The organism is Natronosalvus caseinilyticus (assembly GCF_017357105.1).
In the GTDB taxonomy this organism is placed as follows: domain Archaea; phylum Halobacteriota; class Halobacteria; order Halobacteriales; family Natrialbaceae; genus Natronosalvus; species Natronosalvus caseinilyticus.
Map to the genome: position 1 here is coordinate 586,832 of NZ_CP071596.1, position 21,219 is coordinate 608,050.

General features: G+C 64.3%; 20 protein-coding genes. 10 read left to right on the forward strand and 10 right to left on the reverse strand.

Translation table 11 applies throughout. From position 1 onward, the window contains the following. The first annotated feature begins 150 nt into the window (after positions 1 to 150). The gene (locus J1N60_RS02875) at positions 151 to 600 is read left to right on the forward strand and encodes a hypothetical protein (RefSeq protein WP_312910562.1); all 450 of its coding nucleotides are present in this window, start codon (positions 151 to 153) and stop codon (positions 598 to 600) included. Here J1N60_RS02875 and J1N60_RS02880 read toward each other — a convergent pair. From J1N60_RS02880 to J1N60_RS02895, 4 genes are all read right to left on the reverse strand, one after another. Then, entirely contained in the window at positions 597 to 1,607 is a 1,011-nt protein-coding gene (locus J1N60_RS02880; protein WP_312910563.1) for a hypothetical protein, read from the reverse strand. The genes J1N60_RS02875 and J1N60_RS02880 overlap by 4 nt on opposite strands. Positions 1,608 to 1,688: 81 nt before the next feature. After that, a complete protein-coding gene (locus tag J1N60_RS02885) occupies positions 1,689 to 2,327 on the reverse strand; it encodes a DUF7978 family protein (protein ID WP_312910565.1) in 639 nt (212 codons plus the stop codon). Between the two features lie 150 nt (positions 2,328 to 2,477). Then, positions 2,478 to 3,719, reverse strand: coding sequence for a homoserine O-acetyltransferase MetX (gene metX / locus J1N60_RS02890; protein WP_312910567.1), 1,242 nt, complete (start codon positions 3,717 to 3,719; stop codon positions 2,478 to 2,480). Between the two features lie 4 nt (positions 3,720 to 3,723). Further along, on the reverse strand, positions 3,724 to 5,073 hold the full coding sequence (locus J1N60_RS02895) for an O-acetylhomoserine aminocarboxypropyltransferase/cysteine synthase family protein (RefSeq protein ID WP_312910568.1): 1,350 nt from the start codon (positions 5,071 to 5,073) through the stop codon (positions 3,724 to 3,726). Between the two features lie 161 nt (positions 5,074 to 5,234). On the opposite strand from J1N60_RS02895, the gene J1N60_RS02900 reads away from it, so the two are divergent. The 4 genes from J1N60_RS02900 (at position 5,235) to J1N60_RS02915 (ending at position 9,537) form a co-directional block, all read left to right on the forward strand. After that, positions 5,235 to 6,461 carry an MFS transporter gene (locus J1N60_RS02900; RefSeq protein ID WP_312910569.1) on the forward strand — a complete coding sequence of 409 codons (1,227 nt, stop codon included), beginning with the start codon at positions 5,235 to 5,237 and terminating at the stop codon, positions 6,459 to 6,461. Positions 6,462 to 6,641: 180 nt separating this feature from the next. After that, a complete protein-coding gene (locus J1N60_RS02905; RefSeq protein WP_312910571.1) occupies positions 6,642 to 7,001 on the forward strand; it encodes a hypothetical protein in 360 nt (119 codons plus the stop codon). 268 nt (positions 7,002 to 7,269) lie between these two features. Next, positions 7,270 to 8,298, forward strand: coding sequence for a DMT family transporter (locus J1N60_RS02910; RefSeq protein WP_312910573.1), 1,029 nt, complete (start codon positions 7,270 to 7,272; stop codon positions 8,296 to 8,298). A 126-nt stretch (positions 8,299 to 8,424) separates the two neighbouring features. Continuing rightward, entirely contained in the window at positions 8,425 to 9,537 is a 1,113-nt protein-coding gene (locus tag J1N60_RS02915; protein WP_312910575.1) for a pyridoxal-phosphate-dependent aminotransferase family protein, read from the forward strand. Positions 9,538 to 9,586: 49 nt separating this feature from the next. Here the strand turns inward: J1N60_RS02915 and J1N60_RS02920 are convergent, their stop codons facing one another. The 6 genes from J1N60_RS02920 to J1N60_RS02945 form a co-directional block, all read right to left on the reverse strand. Then, on the reverse strand, positions 9,587 to 9,862 hold the full coding sequence (locus J1N60_RS02920) for a DUF7513 family protein (RefSeq protein WP_312910577.1): 276 nt from the start codon (positions 9,860 to 9,862) through the stop codon (positions 9,587 to 9,589). Beyond that, positions 9,859 to 11,436 (reverse strand): Na+/H+ antiporter NhaC family protein, encoded by a 1,578-nt coding sequence (locus J1N60_RS02925; protein ID WP_312910579.1) that lies wholly within the window; start codon positions 11,434 to 11,436, stop codon positions 9,859 to 9,861. Before J1N60_RS02925 ends, J1N60_RS02920 begins: the two co-directional genes overlap by 4 nt. 359 nt (positions 11,437 to 11,795) lie before the next feature. Next, entirely contained in the window at positions 11,796 to 12,083 is a 288-nt protein-coding gene (gene eif1A / locus J1N60_RS02930) for a translation initiation factor eIF-1A (protein ID WP_253431206.1), read from the reverse strand. 43 nt (positions 12,084 to 12,126) lie between these two features. Continuing rightward, on the reverse strand, positions 12,127 to 12,366 hold the full coding sequence (locus tag J1N60_RS02935) for a hypothetical protein (protein WP_312910581.1): 240 nt from the start codon (positions 12,364 to 12,366) through the stop codon (positions 12,127 to 12,129). Between the two features lie 76 nt (positions 12,367 to 12,442). Beyond that, positions 12,443 to 13,357 (reverse strand): tRNA pseudouridine(38-40) synthase TruA, encoded by a 915-nt coding sequence (gene truA, locus J1N60_RS02940; RefSeq protein ID WP_312910582.1) that lies wholly within the window; start codon positions 13,355 to 13,357, stop codon positions 12,443 to 12,445. Positions 13,358 to 13,473: 116 nt separating this feature from the next. Further along, entirely contained in the window at positions 13,474 to 14,184 is a 711-nt protein-coding gene (locus J1N60_RS02945) for a DUF2270 domain-containing protein (RefSeq protein ID WP_312910583.1), read from the reverse strand. A gap of 115 nt (positions 14,185 to 14,299) precedes the next feature. Between J1N60_RS02945 and J1N60_RS02950 the strand changes: the two genes are divergently transcribed. The 5 genes from J1N60_RS02950 (at position 14,300) to J1N60_RS02970 (ending at position 21,219) form a co-directional block, all read left to right on the forward strand. After that, positions 14,300 to 14,965: an HVO_2922 family protein gene (locus J1N60_RS02950; protein ID WP_312910584.1), complete on the forward strand. Its 666-nt coding sequence runs from the start codon at positions 14,300 to 14,302 to the stop codon at positions 14,963 to 14,965. 70 nt (positions 14,966 to 15,035) lie between these two features. Next, positions 15,036 to 16,538 carry a sulfatase gene (locus J1N60_RS02955; RefSeq protein WP_312910585.1) on the forward strand — a complete coding sequence of 501 codons (1,503 nt, stop codon included), beginning with the start codon at positions 15,036 to 15,038 and terminating at the stop codon, positions 16,536 to 16,538. Positions 16,539 to 16,871: 333 nt separating this feature from the next. Then, positions 16,872 to 18,560, forward strand: a complete 1,689-nt coding sequence (locus tag J1N60_RS02960) for an alkaline phosphatase family protein (RefSeq protein ID WP_312910586.1) — start codon at positions 16,872 to 16,874, stop codon at positions 18,558 to 18,560. A gap of 85 nt (positions 18,561 to 18,645) precedes the next feature. Further along, positions 18,646 to 19,305: a helix-turn-helix domain-containing protein gene (locus J1N60_RS02965; RefSeq protein WP_312910587.1), complete on the forward strand. Its 660-nt coding sequence runs from the start codon at positions 18,646 to 18,648 to the stop codon at positions 19,303 to 19,305. Between the two features lie 282 nt (positions 19,306 to 19,587). Next, positions 19,588 to 21,219 carry a right-handed parallel beta-helix repeat-containing protein gene (locus J1N60_RS02970; protein ID WP_312910588.1) on the forward strand — a complete coding sequence of 544 codons (1,632 nt, stop codon included), beginning with the start codon at positions 19,588 to 19,590 and terminating at the stop codon, positions 21,217 to 21,219.

The window sequence follows — 21,219 nt, forward strand, 5'->3', positions numbered from 1 at the left end:
CGAAAGAGGGCACGGGGGAGGTGAAGCCCGTTCTTTCCCTGGCGAGATTACAAATTAACTCGGATGATAGTCAATTCCACGCTAAGTTAATTCCAACCACCCATTTCTGATACCAACAGACTTTTACTCGGCTCCGAAATAGTACTGGTGATGATGTGGCAAGATTTGATTTTCACGCTTGGGAGCGGCCTGTCGATATTCTTCCTCGCCCCGACGCTGCGGGATGCGACGGCGCGGGTACCGCTCGGAACGAGTCTCCCTTCCATGGGAATCGGAATGGTGTACGGCTTCACGTTTTCGACGATGGGCATGACGTTCTCGGCGATGGGCGCTCTCAGTGCCGGCATGATGTGGGCGTTAATCGCCCTTTTCCGCTCTCCCGGGAGTCAGTCAGCACCGATTACTCGCGTCGACGGTCTCACGCTCTTCGCTCGAGACGCACAGCGCTGGCTCGAGGGCCTGGTCGGTCAGTCCACTGCGTCCGACCAGTTCGTCTTCGACCAGCCGGGGACCGACGCTTCGCTCGGTCGTTCGAGTTTCGGAAACGGTCTCGCCGATGGTGGCAATCGGTTCGATCAGGCACGCCCAACTGACGACTAATCGTCTGACGGACGGTAGCGGTCGTGGTCGTGGTCGCTATTTCGGTCTCGATTCGCTCGGCCGTCGGACGCGCCACCGGGCCGGTATCGAGTGTGATCGCCGCTCGTGACGTCCTCGGTTCCATCGTTTCGATGCCCTCGAGCGGTTTTCGTGTCCGATTCGTCCGTTTCCCCCGAGAGATTCTGAGGCAATCCCGACGAGTCGGCATTTCCGTTTCCAGCCGACGATGTGGGCATTGCACCTGTCTCCCGTTCGACCGTGTTGGAAGGTTCTCCGGCCTCGTTCGTGGGAAGAGTGACTGTCCGCTCGACTCGAGGCTCGAACGTCGACGGAAAGAGGACGGCGCGCCGCGCGAACGTAGCTCCGGCGAACGCGAACACGAACGCGAGGGCCGCCGTCGTGAGCAGAAACGAGGCGTCGAGGGAGACGGCGACCGTCTCCACCTCGAACAAGAACCAGACGTTCTGAGTACCGGTCTGCGGACGGTCGTCCGGGGGCGTGTACCTCGCGAGGCGGGTCAATACCGCGAGCGAGGCGACGTACGCCGGGATGATCGAGCCAGCGTAGGCGGCGGTCGTTTTCGGGGTCGAGGGCTCGAGGACGCGACCCACGAGAACTCCCGCCACGACCAGCGTGATTACGATGACCAGTGGCAAGAGTTGGGTAGCAGTCTGTGCACCGGCGGCGGCCACGTACGGCAGTCGTTCGGGGTCCTCGACGAACGTGCCGCCGTGGCTCGTGAGTGTGACGATTCCGGCCGTCATCCAGGCCCCCGGCTCACCCTCGGACCAGGAGATTCCGTTCCGGGCGGCCAGCGAGAGCTGATAGGCGACGAGATAGACGGCGATGAAGGCGCCAAGGCCGACTGCCGACCCTATCGAGAGAATAGTTCGTACGTCGTTTCCGGCTCCGTCGTCCCCCGGGTTCGTCGCCTGCGAGTTGTCATCGGGCGGATCACCGTTAGCAGGGGGCGACACGTCGTACTCGAGGCGGCGGTCGAGGGCCATACGGCCAGGTGTCTGTGACGAATAGTAAGTTTTGTGATTGGTTAGGGTATGACGTCGTGAAGGCGGGGATAATGACTCGGTTTAGCCGTCGATCTTCGCCAGCACTTTTTCGGCGGGGTCGGGCCAGCTGTAGAGCAGGCCACCGGCGATCGCGAACACGGCCGGGATCAGGACGCCCGCAAAGAGGATTGCGTCCTGGGTCGCCAGCTCGAAGGCAACTTCGGTCTCGCTCTCCCATCCTGAGAGGAACGCGAACCCAACCGTCAGGGCCAGCCAGCCAGGAACGACCAGCACGCCAGCTTTGGCTGCCTCCGTGGCGTCGGCGGCGTTCGTGTACTTCGCCATGCTGTAGCCAACCGCGACGAGCGCGACGAGCGGAACGAGCATCAGAAACGGAGCGGCGATGAAGAGCAGTTCGGAACCGGCTGCCTGACCAAGTGCCACTGCCTCGCCGTCTGCTTCGATGCCCGCACCGAGCCCCGAGAGCAGCGCCCAGGTCGCAAGTTTCCAGGTCGCAGCGATGTCGTCGGGGGTCGACCCGCCCATCGTCAGTACGCCCTTGACGAACGTGAGCGAGGCAAAGTAACTCAACAAGAACGCACTGACGCCGAATATCGCCCCTTCCCTGGCCGGCAGGGCTGGCTCGGTCGTCGTTGCCTGTTGTGGCTGTTCGTCCGCGAGTTGTGCATCGTCGTACTCGAGTTGGCTATCGACTGCCATCATCGACCTATTCCACAGTACTACCTTATAATTTACTACATCACTATAGAATCATTAATTGGGTAATGATAGTAACTCAATAAATATACGAGAATATAGGTTAAATTAGTATACAGTATGGTTTGACGTCACATTACGTGTTGTGTTCCGTCAGCGCGAAAAGAGGCTCGTGTGAACGGGCGCGAACGGACTCGAGGCCGGCCGTTCGACGGTGTCCGTAATCGCTCGCCCCTGGAGGCCGGCCTCGAGCAGTCCCGACAGCGGTGGGCCGACCTTCTCGGGTTCGACGAGGAACGCGTCGTGGCCGTGGTCGGAGTCGACGACGTGGTGGGCAACGTCGATCTCCTCCTCGCGACAGGTCTCGGTGAGGGCTTCGGCCTGTTCGACGGTGAAGTGCCAGTCGCCGGTAAACGAGAGGAGCAACAGGTCGCCCTCGAAGGCGGCCAGCGCGTCGGCGTCGGACTCGTAGCCGGCGGCGAGGTCGAAGTCGTCCATCGCCCGGGTGAGGTAGAGGTAGCTGTTCGCGTCGAACCGGTCGACGAAGCGCTCGGCCTGGTAGTCGAGGTAGGATTCGACCTCGCGATACGGGAAGAACGCACCGGCCGGGTCCGTCGGCCCGTCTCGAGTCGCCTCGCGGCCGGCCGCTCGACGACCGAACTTCCGGTCCATGGAGGCCTTCGAGAGGTACATGATGTGGCCGATCTGGCGGGCTCGAGCCAGTCCGTTCGCCGGGCCGGCCTCGAGCGAGCCGTCGCCAGCCTCGGTCCCGTCGTCCTCGACCGCGTAGTAGTGCCCGCCGTTCCAGTCCGGGTCGCTCGTGATCGCCCGTCGAGCGACCGCGTCGAGGGCCAGACACTGCGGATCGAGCCGAGGGGCGGTCGCGACGGCGCCAGCGCACTCGACGTCGTCGGGGTAGCGCCGGAGCCAGTCGAGGACGTTCATCCCGCCGACGGAGCCGCCGACGACCGCCCGCAGGCGACCGACGCCGAGTTCGTCGAGCAGTTGCCGCTGGGCGCGGGTCCAGTCGCCGACCGTCACGGGGGGAAAGTCCGTCCCGTACGGCCGTCCGGTATCGGGGTTCTCGCTCGAGGGCCCCGTCGTGCCGTAACACGAGCCCGGAACGTTCGCACAGACGACGTAGTACTCCGTCGTGTCGATCGCCTTTCCGGGGCCGACGACGTCTCCCCACCAGGCTCGAGCCTGTCCGGCGGTCTCGTCGCCGGCGTCGGGTCGACGGGCGACGTGGGCGCTTCCCGTGAGCGCGTGACAGACTAGGACCGCGTTCGAGCCGTCGAACTCACCGTAGGTCTCGTAGGCGACCTCGAGCGACGGGATGGATTCCCCGCACTCGAAAGAGAACTCGCCGAGGTCGACCGTGTCCCTGGTGGTCATCGACTCACTCGCCTCCCGCCGGTGTCGTCGCCGTCTCGATCGCCTGCTCGAGGTCGGCCAGGATGTCCTCGGGATCTTCGATGCCGACCGACAGTCGAACGAGGTCTGGCGTGACGCCGGCGTCGGCCTGCTCTTCGGGCGTGAGCTGCCCGTGGGTGGTGCTCGCCGGGTGGATGACGAGCGTCTTCGCGTCGCCGATGTTCGCGAGGAACTGGGCGACCTCGACGGACTCGCAGAACCGCTTGCCGGCCTCGTAGCCGCCGCGCGCGTCGTCCGAATCCGACGCCGCACCACCCTCGAGGCCGAACGCGATCATGCTCCCGTAGTCCGCGAGATAGGTCGCGGCGTTGTCGTGGGTGGGGTGGTTCTCGAGCCCCGGGTAGGTGACCCAGGCCACGTCGTCGTGGTCGGCGAGGTAGTCGGCGACGATGGCCGCGTTCTCGCAGTGTTTCTCGATCCGGAGGGGAAGCGTCTCGAGCCCCTGGAGGGTCTCCCAGGCGTCGACGGGCGACTGCTGGTTGCCGAGGCTGCGCGTCGACCGGTAGCGGACGGCAGCGGCCAGCGGTGCGTCCGCGAAGTCCCGCGAGAAGTCGACGTCGTGGTAGGCGTCGTTCGGGCCGGCGACCTCCTCGTAGCCGTGGGCCCCCCAGTCGAACGATCCGCCGTCGGCGACGATGCCCCCGACCGTCGTCCCGGAGCCGTGGATCCACTTCGTCGTCGACTCCCAGACGACGTCGGCGCCGTGCTCGAGCGGCCGACACAGCGCGGGCGAGGCGAACGTGTTGTCGACGACCAGCGGAACGCCATTCTCGTGGGCGAGCTCAGCTAGTCGTTCGAAGTCCGGGGTGACGAGCGAGGGGTTGCCGACCGTCTCGACGTGAACGAAGGCCGTGTCCTCGTCGATGGCCTCGGTGTAGGCGTCCGCCTCGAGCGTCGGGACGAACCGGGTGTCGATCCCGCGCCGAGCGGCCGTCTTCGCGAAGTACGCGGTCGTCCCCCCGTAGGTGTCCGTCGAGCAGACGACGTTGTCGCCGGATGCGGCGAGCACCAGGACGATGGAGTCCAGCGCGGCCATCCCGCTCGCGCTGGCGACGGCGCCACTCGCGCCCTCGAGCGAGGCGAGGCGCTCCTCGAGAACCTCGACCGTGGGGTTGCTGATCCGCGAGTAGATGTGATCCTCCCGCTCGAGGGCGTACAGGTCGGCGGCGGTATCCGCGTCGTCGAAGGTGTAGGAGGTCGTCTGGTAGATTGGTACCGCGGCCGCACCAGTGGCCGGATCGCCGTCGTAGCCAGCGTGGACGCTCCGGGTGGCCAACCCGGGCCTCGAGGGGCCGTCGCTCTCGTCGTTGCTCATGTTTCGTATGCATACTTCTGTGTCGACTTATGCACAGCAGTAACGGCAAATACGGCCATCGAGAGCGAGTGATTCTCTCGCATAATGGCCGAGCGAGTGTCCGAGACTCGAGCTGCCCCGGAACTGACGGTTTCATAGGTATCGAGTGCCAACACGTCCGCGTGCACTCGAACGACCGGGATCGGATCGTCCTCGCGACGGTCGTCTTCGCCGTGCTCTTCTCTCAGCTCCTGCTCTACCCGGGGATCGCGGACCTCGTCGAGGCGCTCGGCGCAGGGGAAACCACCTCGCCGCTGACGTCAACCACCCTCGACGCCAGCATGTGGTTCCTGGTCGCGGAGTTCGCTGCTTACGTCGTCTTCGTCGGAGCCTGGGGACTCGCCAGCGACGCGACCGGCAAGCGGACGCCGTTCATCGTCGCGAGTGCCCTCGCCGGGAGCGTCGGCTACGCCGCTCTCGCGCTCATCGGCGCGTTCGCCTCGCTCTCCTTCGGGGGCGTGCTCGTCCTGCGCGCGTTCCAGGGGGCGATGACCGTCGGCGCGCTCTCGCTCACCATGACGATGCTCATGGACCTCGAAGGCGGCCACGGGCGAAACATGGGCGCGGCCGGGATCGCCATCGGTCTCGGCGCCGCGATGGGCGCGCCAGTCGGCGGCCAGCTCACGGCGGTCGACCCTCTCGCCCCGCTCACGGCCGCGGCCGTCCTGCTCGGCCTGGTCGGCCTCCTCGTGACTCTCGCGACCGACCGCGCACCCAGCACGCGCCGACGAGCGAGTGCGATCCTCGAGGGCGTCCGACGACGGCCGACGCTGTCGATCCCCTACGCGTTCGGCTTCATCGACCGGCTGACGGCGGGCTTTTTCGCCCTCGTCGGGACGCTGTACTTCCAGGCGACGTTCGAGGTGGACGCGGCCACGACCGGACTCCTGCTCGCGTGCTTTTTCGCCCCGTTCGCCCTCCTGCAGTACCCCATGGGCGCGCTCTCGGATCGGATCGGCCGGACCATCCCCATCGTCGTCGGGTCGCTCTGTTACGGCGTCGGCATTCTCGCGGTTGGCGCCGCCCCCTCGGTAACTCTCGCCGCTGCAATGATGGTCGTCGTCGGCATCCTGGGAGCACTCATCTCGCCGGCCACGATGGCCCTCGTCACCGACCTCGCGGCCGACGGCGAGCGCGGACTGGCGATGGCCGGGTTCAACCTGGCCGGCAGCCTCGGCTTTCTCGGCGGGTTCCTCATCGGGGGCACGGTCGCCAGCCAGTACGGCTACGAACTGGCGTTCCTCGTCGTCGGCGGCCTCGAGATCGCGATCGCCGTCGTCGCCGCACCCGCGTTCGTACGCCTCTCGCTCGGACGGGAGTCGCTGTCGCTCGACGGTCGAGACGTCTAGCCGACCGGAACCCTCTCTCGAGGAGTGAGCTCTCGTCGGATGAGCGTCAGGTAGCGACGGAACCGACCGGTTATCGGCGCTTCAGCCGTCGAGAATCGTCCGGTCGACGTGTCGGTTCGTAACAAAAAACCGGCAGTTGCAGGTCATCGTTATATCCATCCGTTTGATGAACCGGTGAGTATGGGATCAAAACAACCCTACTCACGACGACGAATACTCGGTATTTCAGGCGTTGCGCTTTCGGCCGTCCTCGCTGGATGTGGCGGGCCGAGCGACGAGGAGGGTGCGCCAGAGAACGAGACCGATATTGGCGGCGACAACGAAACCGATACCGGCGCTGGCGACGAGGAGGACAACGAAACTGACGTCGGCGACGACGAAGAGGACAACGAAACCGACATCGGTGACGACAACGAGACCGAAGATAACGAAACCGAAGACAACGAGACCGACATCGGTGACGACAACGAGACCGAAGATAACGAAACCGAAGACAACGAAACTGACGTCGGCGACGACAACGAAACCGAAGACGAATAATTCGTCGCGCATCGACCGTTTTTGCCGATCAGTTGGAGCACCGCTCGAGCCGACGGACTGGCGAGTCGCTGAGTCACGAGGCTCCCGCTCGCGGCTGCCTCTGTGGACGAAGTCGATCGCCTCGACTCTACATAGCTGTCACGTGAGTTAGTAACACGCCCACTCGACCCATTGTCGAATGCTATCATACACCTCCGAATTATCCATCTATGGGCCTCGAGAAGTGTGAATAGCAACATAGATATACGGTCGACCCATTTTGAGGATAATGACTGATACGAGAGACATCGGGCTCTTTCTCGGGCTCGCGCTCGTCTGGGGCACCTCGTTCGCGGCGATCGAGATCGGCCTGGCGACCGTGCCCCCGATCCTCTTCGCCGCGTTTCGATTCGACGTCGCGGCACTCCTCTTCGTCGCCGCCGTCGCCCTCACCGGCGCGTCCTGGCGACCGAGCGTTCGAGCCGACTGGCTCCTGATCGCCGTCGGCGGCGGCCTCCTCGTCGGCGCTCACTTCGCGCTGCTCTTTCTCGGCCAGTCGATGGTCTCGAGCAGCGTCGCGGCGGTCGTCCTCAGCCTGACGCCCATCGTGACACCACCGCTGGCGCTCGCCTTGCTCCCCCGTGAGCGGATTCGCCCGCAGGCCGTCGTCGGGTTGGTGCTGGGACTGGTCGGCGTCAGCACGATCGCGCTCGAGGGCGGTTCGTTCGGCGGCCAGGCTCTCGGCGTCGGCCTGCTGTTCGCCTCGGCGGTCGTCTTCGCCCTGGGTTCGGTGCTCACCGAACGCACCCGGGGAACGCTGCCGATCGTCTCCCAGCAGGCCTGGGCGATGGGTCTCGGAGCAATCGTCCTGCACACCCTCAGCGGCCTCCACCCCGCCGAGACCCTGATCGGCCTCGAGGTCACGACCGACGCGGTGCTCGCCCTGGCGTACCTCGCCGTCGTCGCCACCGGTGGCGGCTTCTTCGTCTACTTCGTCCTCCTCGAGCGCATCGGGGCGACGGAACTCAGCCTCGTCAACTACGCCGTGCCGGTCGTCGCAGCGGTCGTCGGCTGGGCGGCGCTGGGCGAGTCGCTCACCGCCGGCACGGTCGCAGGCTTCGCGCTGATCATCGTCGGCTTCGCGCTGTGTAAACTCGGTGCCCTCTGGCAGACGGCCGCGCCCGCGATCGGCTACGGCCCCTACCGCCCCAGCGACCCCGACGGGGTCGTCGTCGGCGGAAACGTCTACCTCGTGGACGAGGATCGGAACTACGAATCGACGCGGGCGACTCGAGGCGACGCCGTCGCCGCCGACTAGGGATCGGTACGTGTCTCGAGTCCCTTCTCGCGACTGTCACGCCTGATCGCCCGCCCCTGGTGGTATTGTGCCATTCACAAGGACCATACCCTCCCGCGACGCACTACTCCTCATCAGGTGAGTCCCGTGACCGAGAAACGCGAATACAGAGACGACTACCCCGACAAGACGCTGTACATCCCGGGCCCGACCGAAGTGCGCGAGGACGTCATCGAGGCGATGTGTGAGCCGATGTTCGGCCACCGGATGGACCGCATGACCGACCTCTACACGACCATCGTCGAGGACACGAAGGACTTCCTCGGCACCGACAACGACGTGATCGTCCTCACGGGGTCGGGAACCGGGTTCATGGAGAGTTCGATTCTGAACCTCGTCGACGAGAACGTCCTCGTCACGACCTGCGGCAGTTTCAGCGAGCGACAGGCCAACATCGCCGAGCGCCTGGGCAAGACCGTCGACACCCTCGAGTACGAGTGGGGTCGGGCGGTGAAACCCGAAGACGTACGCGAGCGTCTCGAGGAGAGCGACGCCGACTACGACGTCGTCACCTGCGTGATGAACGAGAGTTCGACCGGCGTCCGCAATCCCCTCGAGGAGATCGGCGACGTGGTCGCCGAGTACCCGGACACCTCCTTCGTCGTCGACGCCGTCTCCGCGCTAGGTGGCGATTACGTCGACATCGACGCCCACGGCATCGACGTCGTCTTCACCTCGGTCCAGAAGGCCTTCGCCATGCCGCCCGGACTCGCCGTCTGCGTCGTCAGCGAGGACGCCTACGAACGCGAACTCGAGAGCGAATCCGCGTCGTGGTACGGCGGCTTCCAGCGCACTATCGACTACTACGACCGGAAGGGCCAGACCCACTCGACGCCCGCCATTCCGGTCATGCTCGCGTACCGAAAACAGATGAAATACATGCTCGAGGAGGGCCACGACGCCCGCGACCAGCGCCATCGGAAGATGGCCGAGTACACCCAGGAGTGGGCCCGCGAGCACTTCGACATGTTTCCCGAAGAGGGCTACGAGTCCCAGACGGTGAGCTGCATCGAGAACACCCGGGACGTCGACGTCGCCGGGACCATCGAGGCCGTCTCCGAGGAGTACGACATGGTCTTCTCGAACGGCTACGGCTCGGCACTGGGCGAGCAGACGTTCCGCATCGGCCACATGGGCGAACACGACCTCGAGTCGATCGAGGCGTTGACCGACGCGATCGAGGACGTCGCCGGGTTGTGAGCCGGCGGTGGGACGGACGGCCTCGCAGCCGTCGTCCGGTCACCGCCAGTTACTGCGTGTAGGAACTCTCGCCGACCGTCTCGACGTACTCGCCGCGACCGGTCGAACTCGAGTCGTCGAAGTCGATGACACGGACGCGGACGCGCTTTTCTACGTGTCCGGGGCTGGCCCCCTCGACGTACAGCACGGTGTCACCGATGCGGGCGACGCCGGTGTCGTCCGCGTCGAACTCCGAGAGGAAGACGTCCACCTCGGTTCCCGGGGTGAGCGTCGGCCTGGTCGTCCGGAAGTGCCACCCGCTGAGGAACTTCTCGAGGACGCTCATACGCGGGCCACCTCCTCCGATTCGCGGTCGATAACGTACTCGCGGCCGAAGCCGGTGATCGCCGCGAGGACGAACACCGCCACCAGCAGCCAGCCGTGGAAGACGAACGGGACGACGTCGATCGGGTTGACGATCAGCGACTCGCCGAACCAGTCGTACGTGTCCGGCAGGTCCTGCATCTCGGAGAAGCCCACCAGGACCCCGCCCGACCACGGGAAGATGTAGCCGAGCGCGGCCGTCTGGGCGTCTAAGATGTTCGCGCGTCGGTAGCCGTTGATGTTGAAGCGTTCGCCGACCTTCGAGATGTAGGGACCGATCGCGACCTCGGCGGCGGTGTTGATCGTGATCGTCGCGTTGATCAGCGCGGCGGATCCGACCATCGTCAGTTCGGCGTTTCTGACGTTCGTCGCGAGGGTGTCGAGTGACCAGTCGAGTATCGCCTGGAACGCGCCGCCGCGGATCATGATCTGGGCAGCGCCGATGATGAACAGGACGAGGATCGACAGCGTGAAGAAGCCGGCGGCGCCCTCGACGAGGCTGCCGGTCACGGCCGGATCGTCGCCCTGGGCGACGATTTCGACGATCGGCAGCCACTCGAGCAGGTCGATCGCGGGCGCGTCAGCGGGCGCCTCGAAGTTGACGATGGCGCTCGGTGCCGTGAGGCCGAACAGGAGGTTCGACGCCACGGCGACGACGATCCCCCAGGAGATCGCCTCGACGATGTGTCGCCCGGCGACCGCCGTCGCGATGACGACGCCCATCGAGAGCAGGTGAACGAGCCCGACCGGGGTGCTCTCTGCGACGAAGAGCTGTCGGGCCTCGGCCCCGTTGGTGATCTCGGCGCCGGGGAGCACGGAACTGGCGACGATGTACCCGATGAACGCGAGCACCGCGGCGATGATCGCGTACTTGAACCGGGACGCAACGACGCCGCCAATGTCGGCGTCCTGCGTGACGGCGCTGACGATCGTCGTGTCGCTGACCGGCGCGAGGTTGTCGCCGAAGATCGCGCCCGACAGGATCGCCCCGAACAGCAACACCGGGTTCGCTCCCAGGAGCACGCCCGCTGGGAAAAACAGGGCGACGAACGCAATCGTCGTCCCGTAGCCCGTCCCGATGCCGGTCGCGAGGAGCGCCGCCAGCACGAACGTGATCGCGGGGAACAGCGCCGCGCCGACCCCCGTGAGGTCGGCCAGCCAGACCAGCCCCTCGACGAACCCGCCAGTTTGCATCGTCTCCGCGAACATCCCCGCCCAGACCCAGGCGACGATCGCCGTCACCGCGACCGGCTGGGTCATCCCCTCGAAGATGGTGTTCGCATAGCCCTTCCAGGAGCCCTTCACGAAGAACATCCCGATAATGAGCCCCAGGAGGATCCCGAGCACAAGCCCCTCCTCGCTCGAGATGCGTAACAGCGCGGTCTGGACGATCGCCCAGAGGACGAAGAACGCGATCGGCAGCGCGCTCATTCCGCGACCGCCGTAGAACGTGATTGCCGGTTCCTCGTCGGTCGGATCGACGAACTGTTCGCTGGCTATATCCTCGTCGTCTGGTGGGTCGTCCCTGCGTGACATTTCATCACCGCGCGGACGTTGTTACCAATGTGCAATATAATTCACGGAGTCGTCCGGCGGTTTTGCTGGTACGGCTACACGAGTAAGCCAGACGTCGGACGAACCCTCGCGCACAGTGGCCGGGAACGCGACTCGAGCGACGCGAGAGGCGGGTTCCCCGGGGAAGGGCAGGCGTTTCACTGCCGCTCACCGCGAGGGAGGCCAACGGCCGACCGAGCGGGCCGACGACTGACCCGGAACGAACGAAGTGAGGGGAGGGGAAAGAGGAGGCTTTTGGTCGAGCTTTTGCCGAGTGTCAACGCGACGTGGAGCGCCACTGGCGCTCCCGTCGCAATACGAACGCAGCGCAAAAGGTCGTTTTACTGGATGTGGCCTTCCCGCCTGAGCTGATCGGCGTCGGCCTTCTCGTAGCGCCAGGTGATGTCGGCCTTCTCGTCCTGCCAGTCCCAGGGGGAAACGAGGACGACGTCGTCCTCGCGGATCCAGATCCGCTTTTGCATCTTCCCCGGAATGCGGGCCGTGCGCTCCTCGCCGTCGGCACACCGCACTTTCACGCGGTTCGCCCCGAGCATGTTCGTGACGGTCGCAAAGACCTCGTCGTCGTCGGGCATTCGGAGGTTCTTGCGCCCACCCTCGTCGTCGCTCATATGCCGGCGTTTGCTCCCGGTACGGTTAAGGTTTTATCGTTTCTCACCGGCGCTCGGCCCGTACCGCGGTTCTGACGACTCGAGCCAGGCCCATCGTGATCGCGACCGAGCCGACGAGTGCGAGTCCCGAAAAGAGGACGAAGCCGAGGGCTCGAGCCCCGAGCGCCGTGTACTCGAGGAAGGGTGCGCTGAAGCGGTAGCCGAAGACGAGCACGATCACGCCGATGGCGATTCGGATGGCGGCCTGCCAGTACGCGCCGTACTCCTCGGGGGAGACCTCCATGTTCGTGTCTGTCCCTCTGGCTCGAGGTGGCGCTCGCAGGTGATAACTTCCGGTGGTCGGCGACGCTCGTCACTCGTCACTGCGTCGAGGATCCGGATTCGCTCGAGTCGCCCGACGAACCCGACACACTCGACACACCTGACGTACCCGACTCGAGCCCGTCCCGCATCTGTCTCGCCACGCGAGCCCCCACCAACCGGTCGATCCGCCGGGTCTCGAGGATCTCACGGCTCCGTCGAGCGGCCTCCGTGTCGACGGCGAACTCGAGGGCCGTATTCGGGTTCGAATACTCGACCCGCGAAAGGACCAGCGGCTCCGGCGCCGCGGGAGCGATGCCCTCGTGTCCGGGAAGCGGTTCGGGCTCGAGTGCGCGGTCGATTTTCTCGAGGGGTTCCTCACCGGTCCCGACGGCGCGAGCGAGGGAGACGAGTCTGCGGACGAGTTCGCGCGCGAACCCAGGTGCGCTGACGGTAACCTCGAGGAACGGCCCGTCTCGCTGTGCCTCGAGCGTCGGCGACCGGCGAGTCCCCTCCTGGTCGGGCGTGAGGTTGTGGAAGTCGTGGGTGCCGGAGAGGGCTTCGATGGCGGCGTGGAAGCGCTCGTCGTCGACGGTCTCTTCGGCTGCCACGTTCGAGTCGGCTCGAGGCGCGTACAGGTGGTAGGTGTACGCCCGGCGCGTGGCGTGGTGGGTCGCGTGGAAGTCCGTCGGCGCGTCCGCGCTGGCCCAGGCCCGCACGTCGGCCGGAAGCGCCGAGTTCAGCGCCCGTGGGGTGAGCCAGTCGGGGGCCTCGAACGCGATCGTCTGGGCGAGCGCCGAGACCCCGGCGTCCGTCCGCCCGGCCGCCGCGTACCCCGCGGGTTTGGGGTCGTCGCCGAGCACCTCGAGATCCCGGAGGGCGTCGAAGATGGCGTCCTCGACGGTCGGGACGTCTGGCTGGCGCTGGAAGCCGTAGTAGCCGGTCCCGTCGTAGGCGATCCGGTAGGCGCGCATCGGTTCTCGAGCGTCGAGACGGGGCTGTGGAGGTTAGGCCCGTCGGTTCTGGTTCCGATTCCGGCGCTCAGTGTCAAATGAGATGTGGCTAGCGCTCGAGCCTCGAGTTTCGACGGCTACTTCCAATCCCCTGTATTCTCGCCGTGGATTTCGCCCTTCGCCCGCCGTCGTCCCGGCCACAGTGCGAGCACCGCGACCGCGAGGTAAAACGCTCCGAGGACACCGGCGACGACGAACCCGCTGGCACCCGGCAACTCGGCTGCTTCGGTCCACTGCGCCTCCGGCGTAAAGAGCGTCACCTTCGCGACCCACGCGAGTCCGACGATGACGAACAACAGCCCGTAGATGCGACGTATTCGACGGGAGAGCGCCTCGAGGAGCGAGACTTTGAACGTCGGCTCGCGCAGATCGGTTCCCAGTTCCTCGCGCCACTGCGGGTGCTCGACGCCGACCGGCTGTAAGGCGTTCGCGAAGACGTTCTCCTGGACGAACCGGACTCGAGCCCGGTACATGTCGTAGAAGCGGTAGCGTCGAACCTCGTAGGAGAGGAAAACGCAGAGGACGACGAGGCCGATCAACAGCAGGTAGGCCGGCATCTCGCGGCTCGAGAACACCAGCGACAGCAGCGCCGCGATGACCGTAATCGCCCAGTTGGTCGTCTGATCGATCCGGTCCTGTGCGTTGTTGGCCTGGCTGACCTCGCCCCGGTAGTAGTGGGGTAAGAGCGCGAGGAGTGAGTCTCCGTCGTCGGCAGCCTCGGCGGCGATTTCCTGGTCTTCGCGCTCGAGCGGGGAGTTCGCGCGATCAGTGCGATCACTGCCTCTCATACACGTCGTTGGGTCCCCAGACGGGTAACGGGCTATTGGCCGTCAACCTGACTCTCACCTTCGACGAACGCTCACCCGGTGACACCTATTTACGCAAAGTTGGTGGACGATGCGTATGGACGAGGACCTCCTGACCGTGACCGACGAGAGATCGCTGACCGCCGCCGCGGAGACGCTGCGAGCGATCGCCGACCAGCTCGAGCGCGGTAACCAACTGCGACTCGAAGGAACCGATAGACGGGTAGCCGTTCCGCTTCCCGACTCGGTCGCGTTCGAGGTGGGGCTGGAACTCGAGGGTGTGGACGAGGGCGAGAATGAGAGTGTGAGTGAGCGTGAGGGCGAGCGTGAAGACGAACACGGAGGCGAGGCTGTGAACGAGGCTGCGAGCGAAAGCGAGAACGAGAGCGAAGACGAGGGGAAACAGCCCGAGGTCGAACTCGAGATCGAACTCGAGTGGCCGGTGGCCGGCGCGGACGCCGTCGAAGTAGTATCGACGGCCGAGTCGAGCGAAGAGGTGGAACCGGCAGGCGAGACGGATCGGGTCGATCCCGACCGCCCCCACGAAGTGGTCGCCATCGCTCCACCACCCGAATCGCTCGCCAAGTTCCGACTGTTCGAGGATCGGGCGGGCGAGTGGCGCTGGCACCTCCGTCACCAGAACGGGAACATCATCGCAGATAGCGGCGAGGGGTACACGACGAAGCAGAGCGCCCGCAACGGCATTCGAAGCGTCGTACGGAACGCGCCGGGCGCGAGCGTGCTCGAGGGACGCCCCGAGTAACTCGATTCGGACGCTGAGAACCTGCATACGCCGGCCCGATGGCCTTCTCCATCTACGGTGCATGAATCGTATGGTAACGGGCGACGCTAACGAGCGTGATGTACAGACCCATCAAAACCCGCGGAACGTCGTTCTCGTCGTTCTCGACACGGCGCGAAAAACGAGCGTCTCGCGGGAGACGATGCCGACGCTCACCCACCTGGCGGAGCAGGGAACGACGTTCGAACGCGCGTTCGCGACGGCCCCCTGGACGCTGCCATCGCACGCGTCCCTGTTTACCGGCACCTACACCAGCGAACACGGCGCCCACGGCGGGTACACCTACCTCGACTCGAGCCTCCGGACGCTCCCGGAGGCCTTTCGAGACGCCGGCTACGAGACCGTCGGGGTCTCGAACAACACCTGGATCACCGACGAATTTGGCTTCGATCGGGGGTTCGACGACCTCCGTCGCGGCTGGCAGTACATCCAGTCCGAGGTCGACATGGGGACGGTCGTTCGCGGCGAGGACCTCCGCGAGAAACTCGAGGCGACGCGCGACCGCCTCTTCGAGGGGAACCCGCTGATCAACGCCGCGAACGTCCTCTACAGTGAAGTCCTCCAGCCGAGCGGCGACGACGGCGCCGACCGGTCGACGACGTGGGTCGCCGACTGGATCCGGTCGCGGGAGGACGACCGGCCGTTCTTCCTGTTCTGTAACTACATCGAACCCCACATCACGTACGACCCCCCTCGAGAATTCGCCGAGCGATTCCTGCCCGACGGATGGGACTACGAGACGGCGACGGACATCCGCCAGGACCCCCGGGCCTACGACTGCGAGGACTACGACCTCTCTGAGTCGGCGTTCGCCGCCCTCCACGGCCTCTACCGTGCCGAACTCGCCTACGTCGACAGCCAGCTCGAGCGCCTCCGGGACGCGCTCCAGTCGGCCGGTGTCTGGGAGGAGACGCTGCTGGTCGTCTGTGGCGACCACGGCGAGAACGTCGGCGACCACGGCTTCTTCGGTCATCAGTACAACCTCTACGACACCCTGATCCACGTCCCACTGGTCGTTCACGGTGGGGCGTTTACCGACGGCGGGCGACGGACGGATTTCGTCCAGTTGCTCGACCTGCCCGAGACGGTGCTCGAGGCGACTGGCGTGTCAGATCCCGAGATGGAAACCCAGAGTCGGGGGCGGTCGTTCCATCCCGACGCGATCACCGAGACGAGGGACGCAGTATTCGCCGAGTACGTCGCCCCTCAGCCGTCGATCGAACGCCTCGAGGCCCGATTTGGATCGCTCCCGGAGCAGGTCTACACCTACGACCGCCGGCTACGAGCGATCCGCACGGACCAGTACAAGTACGTCCGTGGCGACGACGGATTCGAGCGCCTGCACGCCATCTCGAGCGACCCGACCGAGACGGTCGATCTGTCCGACCGGCAACCTGATCGCGTCGAGACGCTGCGTGAGCGACTCGAGGCACACTTCGAGGGCGTCGAAACCGTCGAACGCCCTACCGAGGGAGCCACACCGGAGATGACCGACTCGACGAAGGATCGGCTGGCCGACCTCGGGTACCTCTAGGCGGGCGTTTCATTTTCGAAACGAAGAAACAACGGGTTACTCGGCGCTGTAAAGCGGGCTCAACCAGGATCGGCGACCCGGGCGAGCGATCGAACGCCGTTCAGCGTTCGAGGACACGTCAACGAGCGAAAACAGTCAGCCTGCAGAAGTGTCTGAGCCGGCCGAATTCGCTGCCAGATCGGTTTATGGCGTGAATTGCAGGGTTTAACACCTCGATAATGAAGGGCGCTCCGCGTATTGGCATCCGTATGAAGCCACTTCGAATCGAGCCCTGTCCAGACACAGTGGATGTGGACGGCCGGAAACAACAACTAATTGGGAGGCAGTGAGAGGATGACAGGACGACACAATCGAACGAATGGGGCATCGGCGACGGGGCGAACGACCGACGACTCGGGTCTCGACGTACTGCTAATCGGTATCGACGCTGGCTGCCAACCGGTCTTCGAACGACTCTACGAGGAAGGGCGTATTCCGAACCTCGAGCGACTCTGTACCGGGCCCGGGAACGTCTCGGCCCCGCTCGAGTCACAGATTCCGCCGTGGACGCCGAGCGCGTGGCCGTCGATCTTCACCGGCGTCAATCCCGGCAAACACGGCGTCGTCGGCTTCGTCGGCTACGACGGCTACGACTGGCACGTCTCCAGCAACGACGACGTCCACGAACGTTCCCTCTGGTCGCTCCTGGACCACCACGGTCGCTCGAGCGTCGTCGTCAACGTTCCGGTGACCCACCCGCCGGACGAATTCGACGGTGCGATCATCCCCGGGTTCATCGGTCCGGAGAATCCGAAGTGCCACCCTGAAGGGACGCTCGAAGAGGTTCGAGAGGCCATCGGCGAGTACCGCGTCTATCCAGCCTACACCCGGGGCGACGAATCGATCTCCGACCGCGAGAAGATGGCCGAGTACCAGCGCCTCATTCGCATGCGTGGGGAGGCGTTCCGATATCTCGTCGGCAAGCACGAGCCGGACTTCGGGTTCGTCCAGTTCCAGAAGACCGACACCGTCTTTCACGAGTTCGCGGGCGACCCCGACAAGGTCGAGACGGTGTACGAGGCGACGGACGACCAGATCGGGCAGATCCTCGAGGAGTGTGATCCAGACACCGTCTTCGTCGTGAGCGATCACGGGATGGGCCCGTACGAGGGCTACGAGTTCCGAATCAACGAATTCCTCGAGGAAGCAGGATACCTCGAGGCGACGACCAGCGGGAAGGGGATGCCCTCCTGGCAGCCCATGCGTCACCAGCTTCGAGAGGGGAAAGACTGCGATAGCTGGGAGCCGACGATGACCGAACGAGCGGCCGCCGTCGCTGCCAGGTTCGGCATCACCGCCAGGCGGGCTCGACTCGCCCTCGAACGAATCGGTCTCGCCGATCACGTCATCAAGTACGCTCCGCAGAACGTCGCCCGGACGGCCAACAGGCAAGTCGACTTCGCCGCCTCGCAGGCGTACGTCCGCGCTCGAACGGAACTCGGCGTTCGTATCAACCTCGAGGGGCGAGAGCCCAACGGCGTCGTCTCACCGTCTGAGTACGACGCCCTCCGCGAATCCTTGATGGCGGATCTCCGGGCCGTCGAGACGCCCGACGGAGAGCCGGTCTTCGAGACGGTCGCCCCCCGAGAGGAGTACTTCCACGGACCCTACGAGGAACACGCCGTCGACGTCGTGACGATTCCAACCGACTTCGAACACGCGCTCTCGGAGGAGTTGTGCGGGAAGCAGTTCGGCCCCGTGGAACCGTGGAATCACAAACTCGACGGCGTCTTCGCCGCGAGCGGAGCAGGGATCGACGAGACCGCAGCGCTCGGACACCCCACCATCTACGACGTGGCACCGACCGTGTTAGCCGCGCTGGGCGTGCCCCAGAGCGACCGGATGGATGGAACGGTACTTTCAATCGTCGACTCCTCCGGGACCGAGGCGTATCCAACCGCCAGCGAGTCGACACCGGCGCGCCGAGACGGTGCAGACGAGACGGTAACCGCTCGTCTCGCCGATCTCGGGTATATGAACTAACCGTTTCAGTCGGTGAAACAGTCATTCGATCTTATTTTACTCATAAGTATTGTCCCCGCCGCCGATAGCACACGTATACTGGTACATGGGCTTCGTAGCACACGTTTCACTGTCGCATCCTGATCTCGTTCTCGCACCCACGATTCGGGCAAATCCGGATGTAACGATACGATACGAGTACGGCGTCGTGGCCGACGGAGGTGAGCGGTGCTTCGTCTCAGTGTTTGGCGACGACCTCGAGCGGATCGAGGCGGCAATGGCCGGCGACCACACCATTTCGAATCCAACCCGGGTGGCCACGTTCGAAGGACGTGCGATTTACCAGCTAGCCATCGATACGAACCTCGAAATCGTCCCGTATCGATGTGCCGCCAGAGGTGTTTTCGTGTTCGAGACGATCAGCAACGAGAAGGGGTGGACGGTCCGTATACACGTTCCGGACCGAGAGGCATTATCGGCGTTTCGCGAGTACTGTCGATCCTGGTCGATCACGTTCCGGGTCAATCGATTGTCCCAGTCGACGGCCGAGGACGACGACGATACCTATTTTCTCACGGAGCAGCAACACGAGATTCTCTCGAAAGCGTACTACTCGGGATACTTTGAAATTCCACGCCGTGCCTCCCAGAACGACCTGGCAAACCAGCTCGGAATTTCGACGTCAGCGGTCTCTCAACGGATCCGTCGTGCCGTTGCCGAACTCATCGAGTCGACCCTCGAGAACAGCCGAACGCCCGACCGATAACGGCGTGAAAGTGGGCGGGATTGAATGGGATACTCGCGGTAGGACTGTTGCTGAGAAGATTACCCCGAGCACTCGGTCCGAATAACTCATAGCGACACCGGTTCGTGTTTTCAGCAGCCTGGACGCTTGAAGAGAGGTTTTAGCCAATGTTGCGCTCGATAGAACAGTCGTAATTCAGCATTTCCGCGCTTAACAGACAAATAATCCAGACTGACTTAAAAGCTGTCTATTCGAATCCATAGATATTGGCCCGGAACGTTACTCTTAGCAAAGTGAATATCAATGGCGAAACGAAGCGGTACGCAGTATTCACCCACTCAGGGTTCTTTCGATCCTTCCGAAGCGGAAGTACAGGCAGGGGACGAGTGTCGTTCTTCAACCGCCGGTGGTCGGTCACGGCGAGCGTTTATCGGTGGCGTTGCCGCTACCGGCGTCTCGCTCGCCGCGTTCAGTTCGAGCGCGAGCGCGTACCACGGGTACGCCGACGAGTACGACAACGTCGTCAACATCGTCGATGCGGGCGCAGATAACACGGGTTCGAAATCGATTACCCCGGTTCTCAAGGACCTCCGGGCTGACGATACGCTCCTCGTCTTCCCCGAGGGCCGATACTACATGGACGAACAGTTCCGGTTCACGAACTTCGATAACTTTGGAATCGTCGGCAACAACGCGACGATCGTTCCGGCGAACTACTACAACTTCGATGGACCACAGTACCGACTGTTCCGGCTGGGAACGGTCAAAAATCCCGGCCGCAAGGTGCGAGTCGAGGGACTGCGAGTCGATCAGACGGCTCCCGACACCGGCATTCGAGCGATCGAGGCCAACGTCACGACCCGACTCGACGTCGAGGACATCAAGATCTACGGGAAACACGACAGCGGCACCTGGGGTCCCGCCCGATTCAACGTCGTCAACCCGAACGGCACCGGTCGCGTCGTCGACTTCCACGCGAAAGACGGTGGCGAGTGGACGGACAACACCCCGCACGCCGAGCACCGATCCTCTCGCGGACCGATCGGCATCGTCGCGAACCGAACCGAAGGGGAACTCATGTTCAGGCGGTGTCACCTGTACGACTTCCCCGGATCCGGCCTCTACGCGATCAACGGAGACGGACAGATCATCGTTCACGGCGGCGTCTACAAAAACAGTTCCTCCGCCAGCCTCCGCGTCGGCGGCACGGACAGCATTATCCGGTGGCCCCAGGTGATCGTCGACACGGATTCCGGCCGGAACACGTCCCAGCGAGGGATCCGCCTCGAGAGCGGCGGCGCCACGGTCAAAGGTGCCGCGATCGACATCTCCCTCGACAAGGAGAATTGCTACGCCATCAGCGTGATGAACTCCTGCAGCGACGCCTGGATCGAGGGTGTGAAGATCAACCTATCCGGTAACGCCGTTCAACACGGAATCGTTACCTCCGCAGGCTGTGGTGAAGTTGTCATCGTCGATACCGACATCACACATACCTCCGCTGGTGGCTACCCCCTCTGGGCACGGGGCACCGGCAACGACGACCGCCTTCTCTGTGAATACCTTACGATCGACGGTCGGGCCGGCGCCGAGAGCGGCTTCCGCGACGCCGTTCGCATCGACCGGGACAACTGCCGGCTGAACGCGTGTGAGATCGCTCAGTCTGGCAAAAACGGCGCTGCTCGAAACGCGGTCACCAACTTCGGTCAGGGGCTGACGATTTACAAGTCGACCCTCGAGGCGAGCCAGTACCCCATCGTCGAAGTCGGTAACGATACACTGTATCTCGACGTCGACGCTGAATCGTACAGCGGCCGTGAGGCGGCCTGCCTCTACGACGAGAGCTACGACGTCGCTATCAAGAGCAGCCGAATGAAAAACGGCATCCGCGACTTCGGTTCCGACGAGCTCGTACTGTACAACAACAGCTACTGA